The sequence below is a fragment of the Serratia sp. CY74737 genome (assembly GCF_052166775.1).
GTDB classification, from domain to species: domain Bacteria; phylum Pseudomonadota; class Gammaproteobacteria; order Enterobacterales; family Enterobacteriaceae; genus Serratia; species Serratia ureilytica.
In genome coordinates, this window is sequence record NZ_JBJNOF010000017.1 from 1 (window position 1) to 19,521 (window position 19,521).

The window sequence follows — 19,521 nt, forward strand, 5'->3', positions numbered from 1 at the left end:
GGCGTCTGAGTGACCAAATCCGCAGGGAGTGTCGTCACAATATGTCGCACCATAGACATATCATCAGGAGCGATCTTGGTTGGCGTAATGCCTTCCACGACCAATCCCCACAGACTAGTTCGCCACAATGTGCCTACCGTGGGAATACCGAGCGTTTTCACTTTGGCTATCGATTTTGTGATAACCGATTGTACCTTTTGGGATTTCAGTAGGCTGAATCCCCATGCGCCATCGAACAGTGAAAGATTGAACTGTGCCCCCACCGCGACAGACGCTTGTGCTTCCGGAAACAGGCTTAGGTTAACATTGCCGCCACTGTTGGCGGGATCCCTGTCCCCACCATTGTTGCCACCACCAGTATGCCCGCCAGTGTCCTTATCCTTGCCTCCCCATGGGTTATTTTCTGAACTCCAGCCAGAGTGATCGGATGCATCCACACCCCCACCCAGCCCCGTCGGCCCACCATTCACCCCACCGCCAGGACCGCGGCTGTCTTTACCATCACCACCACTCATAACTCATCTCCTGTTGAAATTGCACACAAATACTGTATGCATATCCAGTTTTTAGCGAGAATTAAAGGAGTTTACAAGTCATTAACCCAGCTGGTTGTTGTGCTGTATATCAAACAAAACAGAGAGGAGGTTTGGGGTGAATGGGGTTTGAGGGCCAATGGAACGAAAACGTACGTCAAGTAGATAATTAATTGTTTAAGTTGAAATTTAATGCTCCCTACTCTCCCTTCAAAATATCCTCCGGGAGTATGACTGGTTGCAGAAGCTGGAGTGGGAACGGACGCGCAGCCGGGATTAACCCACATTTGTCAGTGTGACAGCTGTCGCAGGCGGCTGCTTTTTTGTGTCACGCTTGGTATAGACGAGAATAATTATCATTTGATTGGCGGGCTTGAGAGGATGGTTTAGCATCAAACACTATATAAACACAGTGTTTGTGTGCAAAATGACAGATATCAAAAAGGAGATTTTATGGAGCATAAATGGGAAGTTATCCAAACTGACCCCTTAAACCCTACAAGCAAAATCATTTGGGGGCATAATAGGGGGCATGGTTCAAAATCGAACTTGATAAAACTGAGTAAATTCAAATTGATTGGCTATCAAATGCGACTCCTGTGATCGCCAATCAATGTCTCCCAATCTCCTCTGTGATTGTCGGCTCCGGTAGGGGTAATTTGCTTCTTTCGCTTTGTGATAGCGCCGCTTGTGTGGGTAGAAGAAACGTTCATGAAGAAGGACTACGAGGCAGTAAGCCGTTGACGTAAAAACCGCTTACGCGGCCTTTTTATTTCTGAGGAATAGGGCAAGCAGATACAGGGCGCCCAGCGGCAGGGCCATGACATAACAGAATGCATAATACAGGATCAGCACGCCATTTTTGCCTATGGTATCGGCGAACAGTCCGCGGTGCCAAAATTCTTCACTCGTGAACTGCAGAGCGGCCGTTTCAATGCCTTTTTTAGCACAGGGATACAGTAAAAAGCTCAGGATGGAGAGGATCAACGAAAGTGCGATATTCACCATGTCCTGGAAAGAATGGATGTAATAAAGCGCGGTAAAAAAATACGCCGCTCCCCACACCTGACTTTTCCAATAATACGCTTTGGCCATTTGTGCCTCCCTGGACATGAGTTCCTTTCTGTTTCGTGCTTGGCGAAATGGAATACCGATGCCATTGCCCGCGTCGCGCGGTTTATCCAAGACGTCTGAGTATGCGCAGGGCTTCGGCAAAATGCCATATTACCGACTTATCTGGCAGGCGTATTTGGGTTCTGTCGCGAGCGGCCCCTTTCTCCAACACCGAACCCCCTCACTCCCGCTGGAAAAGAACTGCTTGATGGTCTGCCGCAGCCAACGGTGCACCGGATCGCAGTTCTGACGTGGGGGCGGCCTGCTGGATGAGATTGGCCAACCGGTATTGGTGATCCCGCGCTAAGCTATGGGTAAGGGCTGCCGCATGCGGCGGCGCGTGTTCGGCGACGAAGGCCGTACATACCGGAGGTCAACATGCGAAGTCTGGAAGATCAACTGGCCGCTTATGCCGCCTATCATCGCGATGCGCGCAATATCGCCACGCATTTTATCGGTATCCCCCTGATCGTCGTCAGCCTGCTGGTGTTGCTCTCCCGGCCGGCATGGGGCGGGGGATGGTTGCCGTTTTCGCCGGCCTGCGTGATGGTTATCGTTTCGGCCCTTTATTACCTGCGGTTGAATCTGCGCCTTGGCATTCTGATGCTGGCGTTGCTGCTGCTGTGCCTCGTGTTCGGCGCCTGGATGGCGTCGCTGTCGACGGCGGCGTGGCTGAGCGTCAGCATCGGCGGCTTCGTCATCGGCTGGCTGTTTCAGTTTGTCGGGCATTTCTGGGAGGGGCGAAAACCGGCGTTTATGGACGACGTGACGGGGCTTATCATCGGCCCGCTGTTCGTGCTGGCGGAAGCCTGCTTCCTGGCCGGCGGGCTGCGCGAACTGCAGCAGAACATCGAGATGCGCGCGGGCAAGGTGCGCAGCGGGAAGAGATGAAATAAGGAATGAATACGCTTTCTCTGCGAGGCCCCTTCTTAAAAAAGAGGCCTGAAGATGACGGGTTATGCGTATTGGATCAATTTCCAGGTAACCCCTTTACCGCCATAAGGAGGCATGATATTGCCTTTAGCGATTGGCGCTGTGGTTGAGGGTTTGCCAACCACTTCCCAAACGCCGCTTTCCGGGCATTTTTGCCCTGTAGTTGCTGTAGTACCGATAGGTGATTTAGACATAAGATCTTTCCTTAATCAACGCAGCGCCACAATAGCGCTGTTCGGAAAGATATTTACACGTTCGCATATATATTCAACCCTGCTCGGTAAATACGGGTTATGTGTTTAAATTTTGATTTAATATTGTGTTTTAAGTTTTCATTTTTCCTGGTTTCATTGTTTTTGTTTCAACTTATATTGTTTTTGTATGTTTTGTTTTTTTGTATTCTAATAAAAAATTGCAATGAAAATGTTTAATTTATTATTTTATATCTAAGGTTTTAGATTTATTTTTTATTTATCGTGCGGACACTGAAAATCTGGGTTATGTGCTTATTCAGAAGAGCGTTGTTTACCAAGCCAGCGAAGCCCCCCGCACTTGCAGGCTCGGGGGGCTGAACATATTTACCCGATCGTCGGGTAATCGGTGTAGCCTTCCCGGCTGCCGCCGAAGAATTTCTCTTTGATTGGCGCATTCAGCGCCAGCCCGTGTTGCAGGCGGTGAGGCAGATCCGGGTTGGCGATGAACGGGCGGCCGAAGCCGATCAGATCCGCCCAGCCTTTGGCCAGCGCTTCTTCAGCGCGTTCACGCGTATATTTGCCTGAGTAAATCAGCGTGCCGCGGAAAATCAGGCGCAGCGACTCTTTGAACGCCGCCGGCATCACCGGAGCGTCATCCCAGTCCGCTTCGGCGATGTGAATGTAAGCGGCGCCAATATCGTTCAGCACGCTGGCCGCCGCCAGATAGGTGGCTTCCGGGGTATCGTCCTGCGAGCCCATCAGGGTGGTCAGCGGCGCCAGACGCACGCCCAGTTTCTCTTTGCCGATGGCGTCCGCCACCGCCTGCGCCACTTCCCGTAGGAAACGCAGGCGATTTTGCAGTGAACCGCCGTATTCGTCGTCGCGCTGATTCTCCCGCGAGTCGATAAACTGATTGATCAGATAGCCATTCGCGCCGTGCAGCTCTACGCCGTCGAAACCGGCGGCAATGGCGTTGCGAGCCGCCTGGGCGTAGTCGTTGACGATCGCCGGAATTTCTTCCCGCGTTAAGGCGCGCGGTGCGGAGTGCTGCACCATTTCACCCACGCCATGCTCTGGTCCGCGGCCTTCGACATCCACGAACACCTTGACCCCGTCGGCCTGGATGGCGGAGGAGGAGACCGGCGCGGCGTGGCCAGGCTGTAAAATGGTATGCGACACGCGGCCGACGTGCCAAAGCTGCGCGAAGATCTTGCCGCCGGCCTGATGTACGGCGTCGGTGACTTTTTTCCAACCGGCGATGTGTTCCGGGGTGTAAATGCCGGGCGTCCAGGCATAACCCTGGCCCTGCTGGCTGATCTGCGTGCCTTCGCTGACGATCAGCCCGGCGCTGGCGCGCTGGGCATAATATTCAGCCATCATGTCGGTGGCGACGTCGCCGGCGCCGGCCCGTGAACGGGTCATGGGCGGCATGACGATGCGATTGTTCAGCGATAAACCGTTTAAAGAATACGAGTCAAAAAGCATGACGCTTCCCTCATGTGAATTAGGCCGTAGGGCGATGATGTTTTGCTGAGGCCATTATATTTCGTCGTTTAATTCTAAAAACGCGCACAATAACAAAATACTTTTGCTCTGTGTTCAATAGTCGCAGCCGCCGCCGGTGAGCCGGTGAGCCGGTATGGCGGGTGGGCCAGGTGGCGAGAATGAACCCGATGTGCGCACGGGCGACGGCGGCTATTGCCTGTCGGCGCGTGGCTGAGATAGAGTCGGCTGCTGTTTTCCCCACGATTTTTAACAAAATCGCAAAAGTCTTTTAGCCTTCCGCCTGCTTATCTTTGGTGTGATCAATGTCATACTTTTGGCATCTTAACTTTCCCGCGCTTCGGCAGCGGTTAACCGGAGTTGTTGAATGAAAATTAACTTTCCCTTATTAGCCCTGGCGGTGGGGGCGTTCGGCATCGGCACGACCGAGTTTTCCCCGATGGGGTTGCTGCCGACGATCGCCAAAGGGGTGGACGTCTCCATCCCGATGGCCGGCATGTTGATCAGCGCCTACGCCGTTGGCGTGATGGTCGGCGCACCGCTGATGACGTTGCTGCTTTCTCACCGGGCGCGCAGAAGCGCGCTGATCTTCCTGATGGCGATCTTTACCCTGGGTAACGTGCTATCGGCGGTTGCGCCTGACTACACCACCCTGATGCTGTCGCGCATCATCACCAGCCTGAACCACGGCGCGTTCTTTGGCCTCGGTTCAGTGGTGGCCGCCAGCGTGGTGCCGAAAGAGAAACAGGCCAGCGCCGTGGCGACCATGTTTATGGGCCTGACCATCGCCAATATCGGCGGGGTGCCGGCCGCGACCTGGCTGGGTGAAACCATCGGCTGGCGCATGTCGTTCCTGGCGACGGCCGGGCTGGGCGTGATCGCCATGCTGGGGCTGTGGTTCTCGTTGCCGAAAGGCAGCGCCGGCGCACGCCCTGATGTGAAACGCGAGCTGTCGGTGTTGGTGCGCCCGCAGGTGCTGTCCGCCTTGCTGACGACCGTGCTGGGCGCGGGCGCGATGTTCACGCTCTATACCTATATCTCGCCGGTGTTGCAGCACATCACCGATGCGACGCCGCTGTTCGTGACGGTCATGCTGGTGTTGATCGGCGTCGGTTTCTCCATCGGCAACTACCTGGGCGGTAAATTCGCCGACCGCTCCGAGAGCGCGACGCTGAAGGGTTTCTTGCTGCTGCTGGTGGTCATTATGCTGGTGATCCCGTTCCTGGCGCGCAGTGAAATCGGCGCCGCGGTCAGCATGGTGATTTGGGGTGCGGCGACCTTTGCCGTGGTGCCGCCGCTGCAGATGCGCGTGATGCGTGTCGCCAGCGAAGCGCCGGGCCTGTCGTCCTCGGTCAACATCGGCGCCTTTAACCTGGGCAATGCGCTGGGCGCCGCCGCCGGTGGCGCGGTAGTCTCCGCCGGGCTGGGATACAGCTTCGTGCCGGTGATGGGGGCTATTATTGCCGGATTGGCGCTGTTGCTGGTGCTGTTCACCCACCGTCAGGCCGAAAAAGTGGCCTACGCCAACGGTTAAACGATAACGTGCGGCGGGGTTCCCCGCCGCGCTCACTCAAAGCCGAGCAGGCTGAACGCATCGTCCTGCGGGGCGTAGCCGAGCAGGCGACGGGTCTCTTCCAGCGACAAACGCGTATAGCGGTTATTGGAAACCCCGTGCACCACCGCATATTGCACCCCTTCGACACGAATGCAGCGATCCAGCAGATCGGCGGCGTCGCGATGGCTGAGAAAAGCGCTCATGTCGCGGGCGCTAAGCTGTTCGCCCCGGCTCAGAGTGGTGAAGTTGGCGATGCGCACCGACAGGGCGGAAAGCCCCTCCTGATGGGCGAAATAGGCGGCGATGCCTTCGCCGAACGCCTTGCTGGCGCCGTACAGATTTTTCGGCTTCGGCGCGTCATCCGGGCGGATTTGATAATCGAGCGGGTAGCCTTCCACCGCCTGCGCGCTGCTGGCGAACACTACCCGGCGGCAGCCGGCGTCTTTCGCCGCGCGGAAGATATTGAAGGTGCCGAGAATGTTGTTGTCCATCAGCGAACCGCAAAAATCGGCGTCGGGAGCCGGATCGGCGGCCAGGTGCAACACGGTGTCGATATTGGCGCAGGCCTCACGGCAGGCGTCGAGATCGGCGATGTTGAAGCTGATGACCTCATCGCCGGGCCGGCGATCGCGCAACAGAGCGAGATCTCGTTCCGCCAGCCGCAATGCATAGCGATCGCCCACTGCCTGGCGAAACGCGGTGGCGACTCGGCCGCCGGCGCCGGTAATCAAAATCCGTCCTACATCAGTACGCAACACCATGGTGACTGTCATCCCTACTCTCGATTAAGCGTTGACCAGTAATAATCCCCCGTGTGATTTTTGTCTAGTTGTTTTAATTAGTTATTCTGATGTTTATTCGCCGTATTCAATTGCGCACGGTGATTTTTGCGCGGGTGAATATCGTGGAATGCTAACAATATTCGATGAGGTTTGGCGATGTATTTGCCTTAATAGCTGCGAATATTGCCAGAAAAGCCGATTGGCCGCTGGAAAATGCGTGTTTCGCTTTAGCTTGATAGTGAATTATTAGGTTAGTTAACCTTATGTTTTTTTGACGTGAAGCCGGGCGATACTCTCTCATCCCTCTCTATCGCTCGCGCGATATATCATCGGCGCAGTGATCCCGGTAGAGGGCGGCATGCATTATTTCGTGCATTGAGGCCGTTTTGCCTTTGCGATCACAGTTCGGCAATTTGCCGTCGCAAAGCCTTGCTCCGCTAAAATCTGCGGTGTTAACGTCATAACTCAACCGATTTAGGGTTGTTACTGCTGCGGCAGGCAAAACCTAAACCTCGCGTTTCTGTTCCCCGATGGGGCAGAGGCCGCGAGGTTTAGGTTTTTTTTTGCGCCGAATTTCGCTCCTGCGCCAGGCCAGCGCAAAGGCGGGATCGGCAGAACGCGAAGTCTAAGGATAACCGTATGAAATATGACACATTAGCCAGTGAGATTTTGGCCGGCGTCGGTGGCCGCGACAATGTGAAAAGCCTGGTGCATTGTGCCACCCGCCTACGTTTCAAGCTGCGTGACGACCGCCGCGCCAACGCGGCAGCGCTGAAGAAAAACACGGGCGTCATCATGGTGGTGGAGAGCGGTGGCCAGTTTCAGGTGGTGGTGGGCAACCACGTGGCCGAGGTGTTCGACGCGGTCAACCGGGTCGGCGGGTTGGCCGAAGGCGCGTCGAGCGGTAGCGATGCGGACGGTAAAAAAGACAATCTGCTCAGCCGCTTTATCGACGTGGTTTCCGGCATCTTCACCCCATTGCTCGGGGTGATGGCTGCCTCGGGGGTATTGAAGGGGTTGCTGGCGCTGAGCCTGGCCTGCGGCTGGCTGCTGGAAAGCAGCGGCGCCTTTAAAATGTTGTTCGCCGCCAGCGACGCATTGTTCTATTTCTTCCCGATCATGCTCGGCTACACCGCCGGGAAAAAATTCGGCGGCAACCCGTTCGTCACCATGGCGATCGGTGGCGCGTTGACGCATCCGCTGATGATGGCGGCGTTCGAGGCGGCGCAACAGCCGGGCGCGGTGCGCGAATATTTCTTCGGCATTCCGCTGACTTTTATCAACTACAGCTCGTCGGTGATCCCCATCATCTTTGCGGCCTGGGTGTCCTGCCGTCTGGAGCCGTTGTTTAACCGGGTGATCCACAGCGCGCTGCGCAATTTCATCACGCCGCTGCTGTGTCTGGCGATCACCGTGCCCCTGACCTTCCTGCTGATCGGCCCGGCGGCGACCTGGCTCAGCCATCTGCTGGCCAACGGCTATCAGGCCATTTACGCCTTCAACCCGATCATCGCCGGCGCTTTCATGGGGGCGATGTGGCAGGTGTGCGTGATCTTCGGCCTGCATTGGGGGCTGGTGCCGTTGATGATCAACAACCTGAGCGTGCTGGGGCGCGACACCATGGTGCCGCTGCTGCTGCCGGCGGTGATGGGGCAGGTCGGTGCCACGCTGGGCGTGATGCTGCGCACCCGCGACGCCAAGCTGCGGGCGCTGTCCGGTTCGGCCATCGGCGCCGGGATTTTCGGCATCACCGAACCGGCGGTGTACGGCGTCACCCTGCCGAACAAGCGTCCGTTCATCTTCGGCTGCATCGGCGGCGCGTTGGGCGGGGCGGTGATCGGTTACTTCCATACCTCGGTCTACTCGTTCGGCCTGGTGAACGTGTTCACCTTCGCGCAAATCATTCCCAACGGCGGCATCGACGCCACGGTGTGGGGCGCGATCGGCGGCACCCTGCTGTCGTTTGTGTTCGCCGCGCTGGCCAGCTACCTGTTCGGCGTCGCGCCGGCGGAAGAGACGGCGCAGCCTGAAGCCGCCGCGCCGCTTAACCGCAAACAGGCCATTCTCAGCCCGATCGCCGGCGACATCGTGCCGCTGGAGCAGGTGAACGACGCGACCTTCGCCAGCGGCCTGCTGGGGAAAGGCGTGGCGATCGCGCCGCAGCAGGGGCGAGTGGTGGCGCCGGTGAGCGGCAGCGTGGCGTCGCTGTTCAAAACCAAACACGCCATCGGCATCGAATCGGACGACGGCGCGGAGATTCTCATCCACGTCGGCATCGATACCGTGAAGCTCGACGGGGCGCATTTCACCGCCCACGTGCGGGAAGGCGAGCGGATCGCGCCGGGCGATCTGCTGATCGAGTTCGACCAGGCGGCGATCCATGCCGCCGGCTATGACACCACCACGCCGATCATCATCAGCAACAGCGATGACTACGTGGACGTGTTGACCAGCGGCCTGTCTCCGGTGCAGGAACAGGCGCCGCTGCTGACTTTATTACGTTAATTGAGGAGCAAGCGATGAACGGCAAGTTTCCGCAACATTTTCTGTGGGGCGGCGCGGTAGCGGCGAACCAGGTAGAAGGCGCGTATCAGGCCGACGGCAAGGGGCTGTCGACCTCCGATCTGCAGCCGCAGGGCATCTTCGGCGCCATCACGCCGCGCACGGCGGGCGACAGCGGCATCAAGGACGTGGCGATCGATTTCTATCATCGTTACCCGGAGGATATCGCGCTGTTCGCCGAGATGGGTTTCAAGTGCCTGCGCACCTCGATCGCCTGGACGCGCATTTTCCCGCAGGGCGATGAAGAGACCCCGAACGAAGCCGGGCTGACGTTTTACGATCGGCTGTTCGATGAGATGGCGAAATACGGCATTCAGCCGCTGATCACGCTGTCGCACTATGAGATGCCTTACGGTCTGGTGAAGCGCTACGGCGGCTGGGGCGATCGCCGCACCATCGATTTCTTCGAGCGCTATGCGCGCACCGTGTTCGAACGCTATAAGCACAAGGTTAAACACTGGCTGACCTTCAACGAGATCAACATGTCGCTGCACGCGCCCTTCACCGGGGTTGGCCTGCCGCAAGAGAGCGACAAGAGCGCCGTCTATCAGGCGATCCACCATCAGCTGGTGGCTAGCGCCAGAGCGGTGAAGGCCTGTCACGAGATCGTGCCGGAGGGGCAAATCGGCAACATGCTGCTGGGCGGCATTCTGTATCCGCTGAGCTGCAAGCCGGAAGATCTGCTGGAAACCCAGCGGCAAAACCGCGACTGGCTGTTCTTCGGCGATGTGCAGGCGCGCGGCTATTACCCGGCCTACATGCAGCGCTTCTTCCGTGAAAACGGCATTCAGGTGGCGATCACCGAGGAAGATCGGCAAACGCTGCGCGAAACCATCGACTTCATCTCGTTCAGCTACTACATGAGCGGCTGCGTTACCGCCGACCCGGAGCAGTATGAAACGGCACGCGGCAACATTCTCGATATGGTGCCGAACCCGCACCTGGCCAGTTCGGAGTGGGGGTGGCAAATCGATCCGATCGGGCTGCGCTACCTGCTCAACGTGCTGTACGACCGCTATCAGAAGCCGTTGTTCATCGTTGAGAACGGGCTGGGCGCCAAAGACCGCGTCGAGGCCGACGGCAGCATCAACGACGACTACCGCATCAACTACCTCAATGACCACCTGGTGCAGGTGGCCGAGGCGATCGATGACGGCGTCGAGGTGATGGGCTACACCAGCTGGGGGCCGATCGATCTGGTCAGCGCCTCGAAGGCCGAAATGTCGAAGCGCTACGGCTTCATTCACGTCGACAGAGACGATGCCGGCAACGGTAGCCTCGAGCGCCGCCGCAAGAAGAGTTTCTACTGGTATCGCGATGTGATCCACAGCAACGGCGCCAGCCTGAAAGACCGGAGCTAACCCTTCAGCCCGGCGGCAAACGCCGGGCGTTAACTAACCTTATTCGCTGCTGTTCATGATGGGAAATTCTCTCCCAGGGAATGCTGTTGCCCGCAGTCAGCCGTTATGCGGAGAAATATAATAATGATGAAAAGCTTATTACCTCGTTCCATGATCCTGGCGGCGCTGGCGCTGCTCTGTAGCCAGGCGCAGGCGGAAACGCTGCAAACCGGCAAGGACGTTGAAGCCCCCACCGCCAAATGGGAAGGGGTGGCGCTCGGCTTTGAACCGCCGCAGCCTGGGCTGTTGGGGGATATGCTGGGGATCAGACCGATCCTGGAGGATCACGGTTTCCACTATAATCTCGGCTACCTCAGCCAGCTGTCGTATAACGCCGGCGGCGGTTACAACCACGATAAACAGGCGTCGTACATCGACCAATTTTCGCTGACCTTCAGCCAGGATCTGCAGGCGCTGACCGGCATTCCGGATGCGGCGATCGAAGGCAATATCGTCAACCGCAACCATGACAACAACCTGACCCGCGATCGGCTGCAGGATCCGCGCGTCGGCCTGACCGATCTGTCGCAGGAGAGCTTTGGCGGGCAGTCGATCACCCGGCTGGGCTGGTTGACCTTCAGCCGTTCCTTCCTCGACAGCCGGCTGCAATGGCGTATCGGCATGATGAACAAGGTGCAGGATTTCGATCAGATCATCCCCTGCGATTTTCAGACGCTGACGCTGTGCGGCGGCAAGTCCGCCAACTCGTTGACCTGGTACAACTGGAACGTGCATTACTGGGGCACCACGCTGCAATACAAGCTGACCGACGGCCTGACGCTCAAGGGCGGCGTGATGGAGCAGAACCCGAGCGCCCCCAGCCGCAGTCACGCCTGGAGCGGATCCACCAAGGGCAGCAAAGGCTTCCTGCTGCCGATGGAGGTGGAGCTGAAAACCCACGCCGTCAACCAGCTGCCGGGGGTGTATAACCTGGGCGTGTTGTTTACCAATGCGCGCCAGCGCGATCTTTATGAAGGGGTATCCGGCGAGCCGGGCGCCAGCGATCCGCAGAGCTATCGCAGCCACGATCGCACCTGGTTCCTGTATACCGGTTTCAACCAGCAGGTGACGCGCCATGCGGATGACGTCAACCGTGGCCTGAGCGTGTTCTACAGCCTGGGGCTGGGGGATCAGCGCAGCAACTACCTGCACTGGTCCACTTCGACCGGCATCCGCTATCGCGGGCTGTTCGATGCGCGGCCGGACGACTGGCTGGGGCTGGGCGTTTCGGTGGTGAAACTGAGCGACCGCTATAAAGACAATCAGCGTTACCTCAACGAGATGAGCGGCATCAGCGATTATCACGATCCGAACTATCGGCCGGTGCCGGGCCACTCGGTGACGGCGGAGCTGTACTACCGCGTTAACGTCACGCCGTGGCTGCAGCTGCAGCCGGGCCTGCAATACTGGCATCATCCGGCGGGCGTCAGCGAGACGCAGGACGCCTGGGTGACGGCGTTGAAAACGGTGGTGACCTTCTGATCAGGCCGCGTCGTTCTCGCGGTAGCGCCGGCGGGCGTGCTCAAACCAGCTGGCCGGCACGTTGTGCGGCGGCTGCTGTAATCTGAGCAGCCCCTGTTCGACGATATGGCTGGCCTGGCGCCACAGCGTCGGGTCGCCTTCGGTCAGCACTTCCAGCAGGCGCTGTTTCTCGATCAGATAGGTTTGGGCGAAGTGGCTGTCGTAGTCCAGCAGCGAGCGGGTGTTGTCGATCAGATCCGCCAGTTTGATGGTTTTGGCCTGCGGCGATGCGCCGGCGCTGTGGCGCCGATCGCGGTTTTTACGCTCGAAGCGGTTGCCGTCCTCGGCGTGGCTGACGTTGGTTAACATCCGCACCAGCTCCGCTACCTGTGGCCCAAAGTGGCTTTCGATATCGCCGAGGGTGGTAGGCGTGTCTTCTACCGTGTCATGCAGCCAGGCGGCCGCCAGCATCTCTTCGGTGTGCGGCACGCTGCGTACCAGCTCCATGACCGCCTGCGGGTGGACGATGTACGGATCGTTGGTGTATTTGCGGCGCTGATCGATGGCCGCATGCGCCTTGGTGGCGTAGCGGCGCGCGCGTTCTGCAAGCGTATTCGTCATTTCCTTTCCCTCCAGGCATCCTCTGCATGAAAAAAATGTAGCATACCTCACAAGAAATAGCTTGCGATTACATCGTGCACTATCTATATTCACTCACATGAAAAGCACCGATACCGAACAACCCAACGCGAAGAACCTGCTGCTGCTCGATCAGCAGCTCTGTTTCGCGCTGTACTCCGCCAACCTGGCGCTGCACAAAGTCTACCGCAAGCTGTTGAATCAGCTCGAGCTCACCTACCCGCAGTATCTGGTGATGATGGTGCTGTGGGAACGCGATCGGGTGACGGTATCGGATATCGGCGAGCGGCTGTTCCTCGATTCCGCCACGCTGACGCCGCTGCTGAAACGGCTGGAAACCGCCGGTTTGCTGGTGCGCTATCGCGCCACTACCGACGAGCGCCAGGTGATCATCGCGCTCACCGACGCCGGCCGCTCGCTGCGTGAACGGGCGCAGTCGGTGCCCGAGGCGGTGATGTGCGCCACCGACTGCAGCCTGGACGAGATCGTCTCGCTCAAACAGCAGCTGGAAAAGCTGCGCGGCAGCCTGATCGATCAGATTTGACCCACCGACGCCGGACGCAAGAACGGCAGGGGTGGTCTACACTGATTAATAAGCGTCAAAAATAAGTAGTGTACGATTTAATCGTAAAAGATATATATGTGTGACCGGCTACCCCTCGCGGGGGCTGTTGTCATCTCGCCAACCAGCAAGAAGGAATGAACGATGTCTATTGAGAAAGTGGTTTACCGCGCTCACGCCACCGCAACCGGCGGCCGCGACGGCCGTGCGACCTCCTCCGACGGCGTGTTGGACGTGAAACTGGGCGTACCGAAAGAGATGGGCGGCGCCGGCGGCGAAGTCACCAACCCCGAGCAGCTGTTCGCCGCCGGTTACTCGGCCTGTTTCCTCGGCGCGTTGAAGTTTGTCGCGGCGAAAGAAAAGGTCAAAATCCCGGCCGAAGCGAAGATCGACGGCACCGTCGGCATCGGTGAAATCCCGAACGGCTTCGGCATCGAAGTGCAGCTGGATATTTCGCTGCCGGGCATCGAGCGCAGCGTGGCGGAAGATCTGGTGAAAAAGGCGCACGTGGTGTGCCCGTATTCCAACGCCACCCGCGGCAATATCGACGTCACGCTGAACGTTAAGTAAGTTTTTTGCCCACACCATGGAAAAAATGGAGGGTTTATCCCTCCATTTTCTTTGATATCCCGTCTGAAAAGTGCTCAAAAAAGCGGTAAATTTTGCCCGTTTTGTGAGAATTCTCTTGATTATTACTCGCAAAATAACGCTTATTGCCGGTTGGCTGAACCAGAAGCCGCAATCAGTGTCTGACTGAGTCAGAACCGCTACACCGTCCCCGGAGCCACCGCGTTACATGAACAAAGTTAAATCGCTATCACAGCAGAATTTATCGTTATTGTTAGCGATCTATATCGGCATCTTTCTAAACCTGTCCGTTTTTTATCGCCGTTTTGATTCACTGGCGCACGGCATTCAGGGAATTAAGCTTATTTCGGCGGTGACGGAAGTCATCGCTATCGTCCTGTTCACGTTCTTCATCATGCGGCTGGTGTCGCTCGGCGGCCGGCTGTTTTATCGCATCGTCGCCTCGCTGCTGGTGCTGATTTCGGTTGCCGCCAGCTACTACATGACGTTTTTCAACGTGGTGATCGGCTACGGCATCGTGGTGTCGGTGATGACCACCGATATCGATCTGTCGAAAGAGGTGGTCGGCCTGCATTTCGTGCTGTGGATGGTGGCGCTCAGCGCCTTGCCGCTGCTGCTGATCTGGAAAAACAGCCTGCGCTTCACCCTGATCGAACAGCTGAAAACCCCCGGTCACCGCATCAAACCGCTGCTGGTGTTGTTGGCGGTGGTAGCGTTGGTCTGGCTGCCGCTGCGCATGCTGGACGACGAGCAAAGCGTGCAGGAGAAGCTCGCCAACGTCGATCTGCCGAGCTACGGCGGCGTGGTGGCGCACTCGTACCTGCCGTCTAACTGGCTGTCGGCGCTGGGGCTGTTCGCCTATACCCGCTATGACGAAAGTCAGGATCAGAGCACGCTGTTCGATCCGGGCAAACACTTTACCTATGTGCCGCCGGCGGACATCGACGATACCTACGTGGTGTTCATCATCGGCGAGACCACGCGCTGGGATCACATGGGCATGCTGGGCTACGAGCGCGATACTACGCCGCGCCTGTCGAAAGAGAAGAATCTGGTGGCGTTCCGCGGCGAGTCGTGCGACACCGCCACCAAGCTGTCGCTGCGCTGCATGTTCGTGCGCGAAGGCGGCACCGAGGACAACCCGCAACGCACGCTGAAAGAGCAAAACGTGTTCGCGGTGATGAAGGAACTGGGCTTCTCTTCCGAGCTGTTCGCCATGCAGAGTGAGGTGTGGTTCTACAACAACACCGAGGTGAACAACTATTCGTTCCGCGAGATGATCGCGTCCGAGAAGCGCAACGACGGCAAGGCGGTCGACGATATGCTGCTGGTGGACGAAATGAAGGAGTCGCTGGCGCGTTATCCGAAGGGCAAACACCTGGTGATCCTGCATACCAAAGGCTCGCACTACCTGTACTCGCAGCGTTATCCGCGCAGCTATGCGCGCTATCAGCCGGAGTGCATGGGGGTGGATGACTCCTGCACCAAGGCGCAGCTGATCAACGCCTTCGACAATACGGTGCTGTATACCGACAGCTTTATCAGTAATGTGATCGACCAGGTGCGGGACAAGAAGGCCATCGTGTTCTATGCCGCCGATCACGGCGAGTCGATCGGCGAGAACACGCACCTGCACGGTACGCCGCGCGAAATGGCGCCGCCGGAGCAATTCCGCGTGCCGATGATGGTGTGGGCGTCGGACAAGTTCCTCGAGAACCCGCAGCACCTCAGCGCCTTTGAGCAACTGCAGGCGCAGCAGCGCATCGGCAGAACGCATCGCCACGTCGAGCTGTTCGACACCGTCCTCGGTTGCCTCGGCTACACCTCGCCGAACGGCGGCATCGTGGATAAAAACAACTGGTGCCATCTCCCGCAGAATAAAACGGCGCCTGCCAGCCTGTAATCCCTCCCGCCGGGTGCCTTGCGCACCCGGTAATTTCCGCCAATACATTCTCTTCATCAATTATTCCGGTGTGTGCATACGGTATACTTGCGCACTTCCCCTTCTAACCGGAGATTTCCATGACCCTGCGCGTGGCGTTTATCGACGATCATGACATTGTGCGTTCGGGCTTTGTGCAGCTGCTGTCGCTGGAGGCCGATATTCAGGTGGTGGGCGAGTTCAGCAGCGCGGCGCAGGCGCGTGCCGGCCTGCCGGGGCTGGAGGCGGAAATCTGCATTTGCGACATTTCGATGCCCGACGGCAGCGGGTTGGATCTGCTGGCGGACATTCCCTCCGGCATCCGCGTGGTGATGCTGTCGATGCACGATAATCCGGCGCTGGTGGAAATGGCGCTGGAACGCGGCGCCAGCGGCTTTCTCTCCAAGCGCTGCAAGCCGGAAGATCTGATCACCGCCGTGCGCACCGTCGCCGGCGGCGGCGTCTATCTGATGCCGGAAATCGCCCAGCAGCTGGCGCGGGTGAAGGTGGATCCATTGACCCGCCGCGAGCGCGAGATCGCGCTATTGCTGGCGCAGGGCCAGGAGGTGCGCGAGATCGCCGCCGCGCTGGGGCTGTCGCCGAAGACGGTGCATGTGCATCGTGCCAACCTGTTCGCCAAGCTGGGCATCACCAATAACGTTGAGCTGGCCAGACGGATGCTGAACCTGTGACGCAGCGTCTGATCACCCAGCTGGCGCTGTTCTTCATTTATGCCGCCAGCGCATTTTGCCTGTGGGGCATCGGCACCGCGCTGATCGACCCGCCCTGGCAGGCGCTGTTGCTGTTCCCGTTCGGCCTGCGCATGGGCATTTTGCTGCAGAGCCCGTACCGTTTCTGGCCGGGGATCCTGCTGGCCGACCTGCTGCTGATGGCGCTGCTGGCGGACCAGTACGGCTACGGCCCGGCGCTGTGGGCGTCGGTGGCGGTGCTGGTGCTGACGGTGCTGCTCAGCCTGCTGGCCTCGCCGTGGCTGTTGCGCCATCAGCAGAGCGACAGCGAATGGCGGTGGCCGCTGTTGCAGGGCGCGGTGGTGGCCGCCGCCGCTTTGCTGCAGGCGCTTGTGTGGCAGCTGGTGAGCGGCGAAGGCGCCCGCGCGCTGCTGCTCGGCCTGACCGGCGGTTTCACCATCGCGCCGACCTGCCTGCTGTTGTGGCACTATCTGGCGCGCCAAATCTGGGTGCCGCTGGAGCCGGGGCTGATCCACAAGCCGGTGGAGCTGCGCCTGGGCCATCTGGCCAGCTATCTGCTGCTGTTTGCATTCAGCATCTGGCTGCAGCAGCAGGTTAACGCCGCCGAGCTGCGCCGCTTTGCGCCTTTCTGCCTGGCGATCCCGATCGTGTTCATGTCTTACCGTTATGGCTGGCAGGGCGCGCTGTTGGCGACGCTGCTCAACGGCGTGGCGTTGATGGTCAACGAGCCGCCGCAGCCCGAGTCGCACCGCGACTTGCTGTTGTCGCTGCTGGCCCAAAGCCTGACCGGGCTGCTGCTGGGCGCCGGTATTCAGCGCCAGCGCGAACTGAATCAGCAGCTGCGGCTGCGGCTGGCGGAGAACCGGCAGCTGGCCCGGGCGCTGGTGACGGCGGAGGAACAAACCCGGCGCGAGGTGGCGCGCGAGCTGCACGATGAAGTGGGGCAGACTATCACCGTGATCCGCACCCAGGCCAGCATCGTCAAACGCCTGGCGCCGGAGCCGGCGGTGATCGGCTGCGCCGACACCATCGATGCGTTAGCGCTGCGGGTCTACGATGGGGTGCACGATGTGCTGACCCAGCTGTGGCCGGCGGCGCTGAACAACCTGCCGCTGTCGGCGGCGGTGGCGGCGATGCTGCGGGAGTCGCTGCCGCAGGACGCCTCGCTGGTGAGCAGCATGCAGTGGCAGGTGCCGGACGAGCTGCTGGATGAAACGCTGAAAATCACGCTGTACCGGGTGTGTCAGGAAGGGGTGACCAATGTGTGCCGCCACGCCGGCGCCAGCCGCCTGGAATTGGATGCGCGTCTGCAGCCGCGCAAAGGCGCCGCGCCGAAGATTGCCCTGACCATCCGCGATAACGGCGTGGGCTTCGATGCGGACCACCATCAGCCGGGGTACGGCCTGCGCGGCATGCAGGAGCGCATCAGCGCCCTCGGCGGCAGCCTGCGGCTCACCTCTGAGCGGGGCGCCTGTTTGAGTGTGATCTTGCCCACAGTTTCACCGGCGCAAGCGCAAAACTAGGAAAAACTCCTAACCGCGTCGGGAATCTGGCGTAAGCCTCCCGCGCGCGCGGGGAGCATCATAGCGGCACTTTATTCAATCCTCTGAGGTTCCACATGTGGTCTTTCCTTAAAAGCCGCCCGGATGCGCCGCAGGTCACCGATCAACGGCAGATCGACGCCAGCTATAAATACTGGCGCATCCAGCTGATGTGCACCATGTACATCGGCTACGCCGCGTTTTACTTCACGCGCAAAAGCTTCAACTTCATCATGCCGGCGATGCTGAGCGATCTGGGCCTGACGATGTCTGACGTCGGCATCCTCGGCACGCTGTTCTACATCACCTACGGCTGCTCGAAATTCATTTCCGGCATGATCAGCGATCGTTCCAACCCGCGTTACTTTATGGGGCTGGGCCTGATCATGACCGGGGTGCTGAATATCTTCTTCGGCCTCAGTTCGTCGCTGCTGATGCTCGGCACGCTGTGGATCCTCAATGCCTTCTTCCAGGGTTGGGGCTGGCCGCCGTGCTCCAAAATCCTCACCAGTTGGTATTCGCGCTCCGAGCGCGGCAGCTGGTGGGCGATTTGGAACACTTCGCACAACGTCGGCGGCGCGCTGATCCCGCTGCTGGTGGGCTTTATCTCGCTGCACTTCAGCTGGCGTTACGGCATGATCATTCCCGGCATCATCGGCGTGGTGCTCGGCCTGCTGATGTGCTGGCGCCTGCGCGACAAGCCCTCCACCCTGGGGCTGCCGAGCGTCGGCAAATGGCGCAACGACGCCATGGAACTGGTGCAGGAATCGGAAGGCCAGGGGCTGAGCAACCGCGAGATCATCAAGCGCTACGTGTTGACCAACAAGTACATCTGGCTGCTGGCGGTCTCTTACGTGCTGGTGTACATCGTGCGCACCGCGATCAACGACTGGGGCAACCTCTACCTGACGCAGGAAAAGGGCTATTCGCTGATGACTGCCAACTCGGCCATTTCGCTGTTTGAAGTGGGCGGCTTTATCGGTTCGCTGGTGGCCGGTTGGGGTTCCGACAAGCTGTTCCGCGGCAACCGCGGCCCGATGAACCTGATCTTCGCCATCGGCATCTTCCTGTCGGTGGCGGCGCTGTGGCTGATGCCGGGCGTCACCTACCTGCTGCAGGCCTGCTGCTTCTTCGCCATCGGCTTCTTCATCTTCGGCCCGCAGATGCTGATCGGCATGGCGGCGGCGGAGTGCTCGCATAAAGATGCGGCGGGCGCGGCGACCGGTTTCGTCGGCCTGTTCGCCTACCTGGGCGCGGCGCTGTCCGGCTACCCGATCGCGCGGGTGATGGAAATCTGGCACTGGAACGGTTTCTTTGTGGTGATTTCCATCGCCGCCTGCCTGTCGGCGCTGTTCCTGCTGCCGTTCCTGCGTGCGCAGACGCCGGTGCTGAAAACCGCCAAAGCCTGAGTAAAATGCGCTGCGCAACCCCCGGCGCAGCGCATTATGGCGCTTTTATCACCACTTGAAATGCAGGGGGAAAAAAGTGATTGACGCCTATAACCGCCAGCAGTAAGATGCGCCC

The 19,521-nt window shown here is 59.1% G+C and carries 17 protein-coding genes; 11 read left to right on the forward strand and 6 right to left on the reverse strand.

All coding sequences use genetic code 11. From position 1 onward, the window contains the following. Together ACJ8PE_RS21495 and ACJ8PE_RS21500 are read right to left on the reverse strand one after the other, a co-directional pair. Positions 1 to 515: colicin-like bacteriocin tRNase domain-containing protein (locus ACJ8PE_RS21495; RefSeq protein WP_442536866.1), on the reverse strand; the 515-nt coding region annotated here is incomplete at its 3' end. A gap of 774 nt (positions 516 to 1,289) precedes the next feature. Then, entirely contained in the window at positions 1,290 to 1,628 is a 339-nt protein-coding gene (locus ACJ8PE_RS21500; RefSeq protein ID WP_197760390.1) for a colicin E1 family microcin immunity protein, read from the reverse strand. A 396-nt stretch (positions 1,629 to 2,024) separates the two neighbouring features. Between ACJ8PE_RS21500 and ACJ8PE_RS21505 the strand changes: the two genes are divergently transcribed. Continuing rightward, positions 2,025 to 2,537 (forward strand): Mpo1 family 2-hydroxy fatty acid dioxygenase, encoded by a 513-nt coding sequence (locus tag ACJ8PE_RS21505; RefSeq protein ID WP_197792971.1) that lies wholly within the window; start codon positions 2,025 to 2,027, stop codon positions 2,535 to 2,537. A 65-nt stretch (positions 2,538 to 2,602) separates the two neighbouring features. On the opposite strand, the gene ACJ8PE_RS21510 is transcribed toward ACJ8PE_RS21505, so the two are convergent. After that, positions 2,603 to 2,773 carry a hypothetical protein gene (locus ACJ8PE_RS21510; RefSeq protein ID WP_162837995.1) on the reverse strand — a complete coding sequence of 57 codons (171 nt, stop codon included), beginning with the start codon at positions 2,771 to 2,773 and terminating at the stop codon, positions 2,603 to 2,605. Positions 2,774 to 3,157: 384 nt separating this feature from the next. Next, positions 3,158 to 4,258: an alkene reductase gene (locus tag ACJ8PE_RS21515; RefSeq protein ID WP_042783419.1), complete on the reverse strand. Its 1,101-nt coding sequence runs from the start codon at positions 4,256 to 4,258 to the stop codon at positions 3,158 to 3,160. A 385-nt stretch (positions 4,259 to 4,643) separates the two neighbouring features. On the opposite strand from ACJ8PE_RS21515, the gene ACJ8PE_RS21520 reads away from it, so the two are divergent. Beyond that, positions 4,644 to 5,810: an MFS transporter gene (locus ACJ8PE_RS21520; protein WP_033645072.1), complete on the forward strand. Its 1,167-nt coding sequence runs from the start codon at positions 4,644 to 4,646 to the stop codon at positions 5,808 to 5,810. 32 nt (positions 5,811 to 5,842) lie between these two features. Here ACJ8PE_RS21520 and ACJ8PE_RS21525 read toward each other — a convergent pair whose 3' ends face one another. After that, entirely contained in the window at positions 5,843 to 6,592 is a 750-nt protein-coding gene (locus ACJ8PE_RS21525) for an NAD-dependent epimerase/dehydratase family protein (protein ID WP_069100556.1), read from the reverse strand. Between the two features lie 660 nt (positions 6,593 to 7,252). On the opposite strand from ACJ8PE_RS21525, the gene bglF reads away from it, so the two are divergent. The 3 genes from bglF (at position 7,253) to ACJ8PE_RS21540 (ending at position 12,057) form a co-directional block, all read left to right on the forward strand. Continuing rightward, entirely contained in the window at positions 7,253 to 9,118 is a 1,866-nt protein-coding gene (bglF, locus tag ACJ8PE_RS21530) for a PTS beta-glucoside transporter subunit IIABC (RefSeq protein ID WP_404769117.1), read from the forward strand. Between the two features lie 14 nt (positions 9,119 to 9,132). Continuing rightward, entirely contained in the window at positions 9,133 to 10,536 is a 1,404-nt protein-coding gene (locus ACJ8PE_RS21535; RefSeq protein WP_197792969.1) for a glycoside hydrolase family 1 protein, read from the forward strand. Between the two features lie 150 nt (positions 10,537 to 10,686). Then, complete coding sequence (locus ACJ8PE_RS21540; protein ID WP_373275654.1) at positions 10,687 to 12,057, forward strand: carbohydrate porin; 1,371 nt, start codon at positions 10,687 to 10,689, stop codon at positions 12,055 to 12,057. Here the strand turns inward: ACJ8PE_RS21540 and ACJ8PE_RS21545 are convergent, their stop codons facing one another. Then, positions 12,058 to 12,657, reverse strand: coding sequence for an HD domain-containing protein (locus ACJ8PE_RS21545; protein ID WP_033652280.1), 600 nt, complete (start codon positions 12,655 to 12,657; stop codon positions 12,058 to 12,060). A gap of 97 nt (positions 12,658 to 12,754) precedes the next feature. Between ACJ8PE_RS21545 and ACJ8PE_RS21550 the strand changes: the two genes are divergently transcribed. From ACJ8PE_RS21550 to ACJ8PE_RS21575, 6 genes are all read left to right on the forward strand, one after another. After that, entirely contained in the window at positions 12,755 to 13,219 is a 465-nt protein-coding gene (locus tag ACJ8PE_RS21550) for a MarR family winged helix-turn-helix transcriptional regulator (protein ID WP_197792968.1), read from the forward strand. A gap of 162 nt (positions 13,220 to 13,381) precedes the next feature. After that, positions 13,382 to 13,807 (forward strand): organic hydroperoxide resistance protein, encoded by a 426-nt coding sequence (locus ACJ8PE_RS21555; RefSeq protein WP_004934114.1) that lies wholly within the window; start codon positions 13,382 to 13,384, stop codon positions 13,805 to 13,807. A 226-nt stretch (positions 13,808 to 14,033) separates the two neighbouring features. Further along, positions 14,034 to 15,728 (forward strand): kdo(2)-lipid A phosphoethanolamine 7''-transferase, encoded by a 1,695-nt coding sequence (eptB, locus tag ACJ8PE_RS21560; protein WP_117188028.1) that lies wholly within the window; start codon positions 14,034 to 14,036, stop codon positions 15,726 to 15,728. A 119-nt stretch (positions 15,729 to 15,847) separates the two neighbouring features. Further along, positions 15,848 to 16,438 carry a transcriptional regulator UhpA gene (uhpA, locus tag ACJ8PE_RS21565; RefSeq protein ID WP_033645065.1) on the forward strand — a complete coding sequence of 197 codons (591 nt, stop codon included), beginning with the start codon at positions 15,848 to 15,850 and terminating at the stop codon, positions 16,436 to 16,438. Continuing rightward, positions 16,435 to 17,979, forward strand: a complete 1,545-nt coding sequence (gene uhpB, locus ACJ8PE_RS21570; protein ID WP_197792967.1) for a signal transduction histidine-protein kinase/phosphatase UhpB — start codon at positions 16,435 to 16,437, stop codon at positions 17,977 to 17,979. The genes uhpA and uhpB overlap by 4 nt, the downstream gene beginning before the upstream one ends. A gap of 95 nt (positions 17,980 to 18,074) precedes the next feature. After that, positions 18,075 to 19,406 carry an MFS transporter gene (locus tag ACJ8PE_RS21575; RefSeq protein WP_033645063.1) on the forward strand — a complete coding sequence of 444 codons (1,332 nt, stop codon included), beginning with the start codon at positions 18,075 to 18,077 and terminating at the stop codon, positions 19,404 to 19,406. The last annotated feature ends 115 nt before the right edge of the window (positions 19,407 to 19,521 follow it).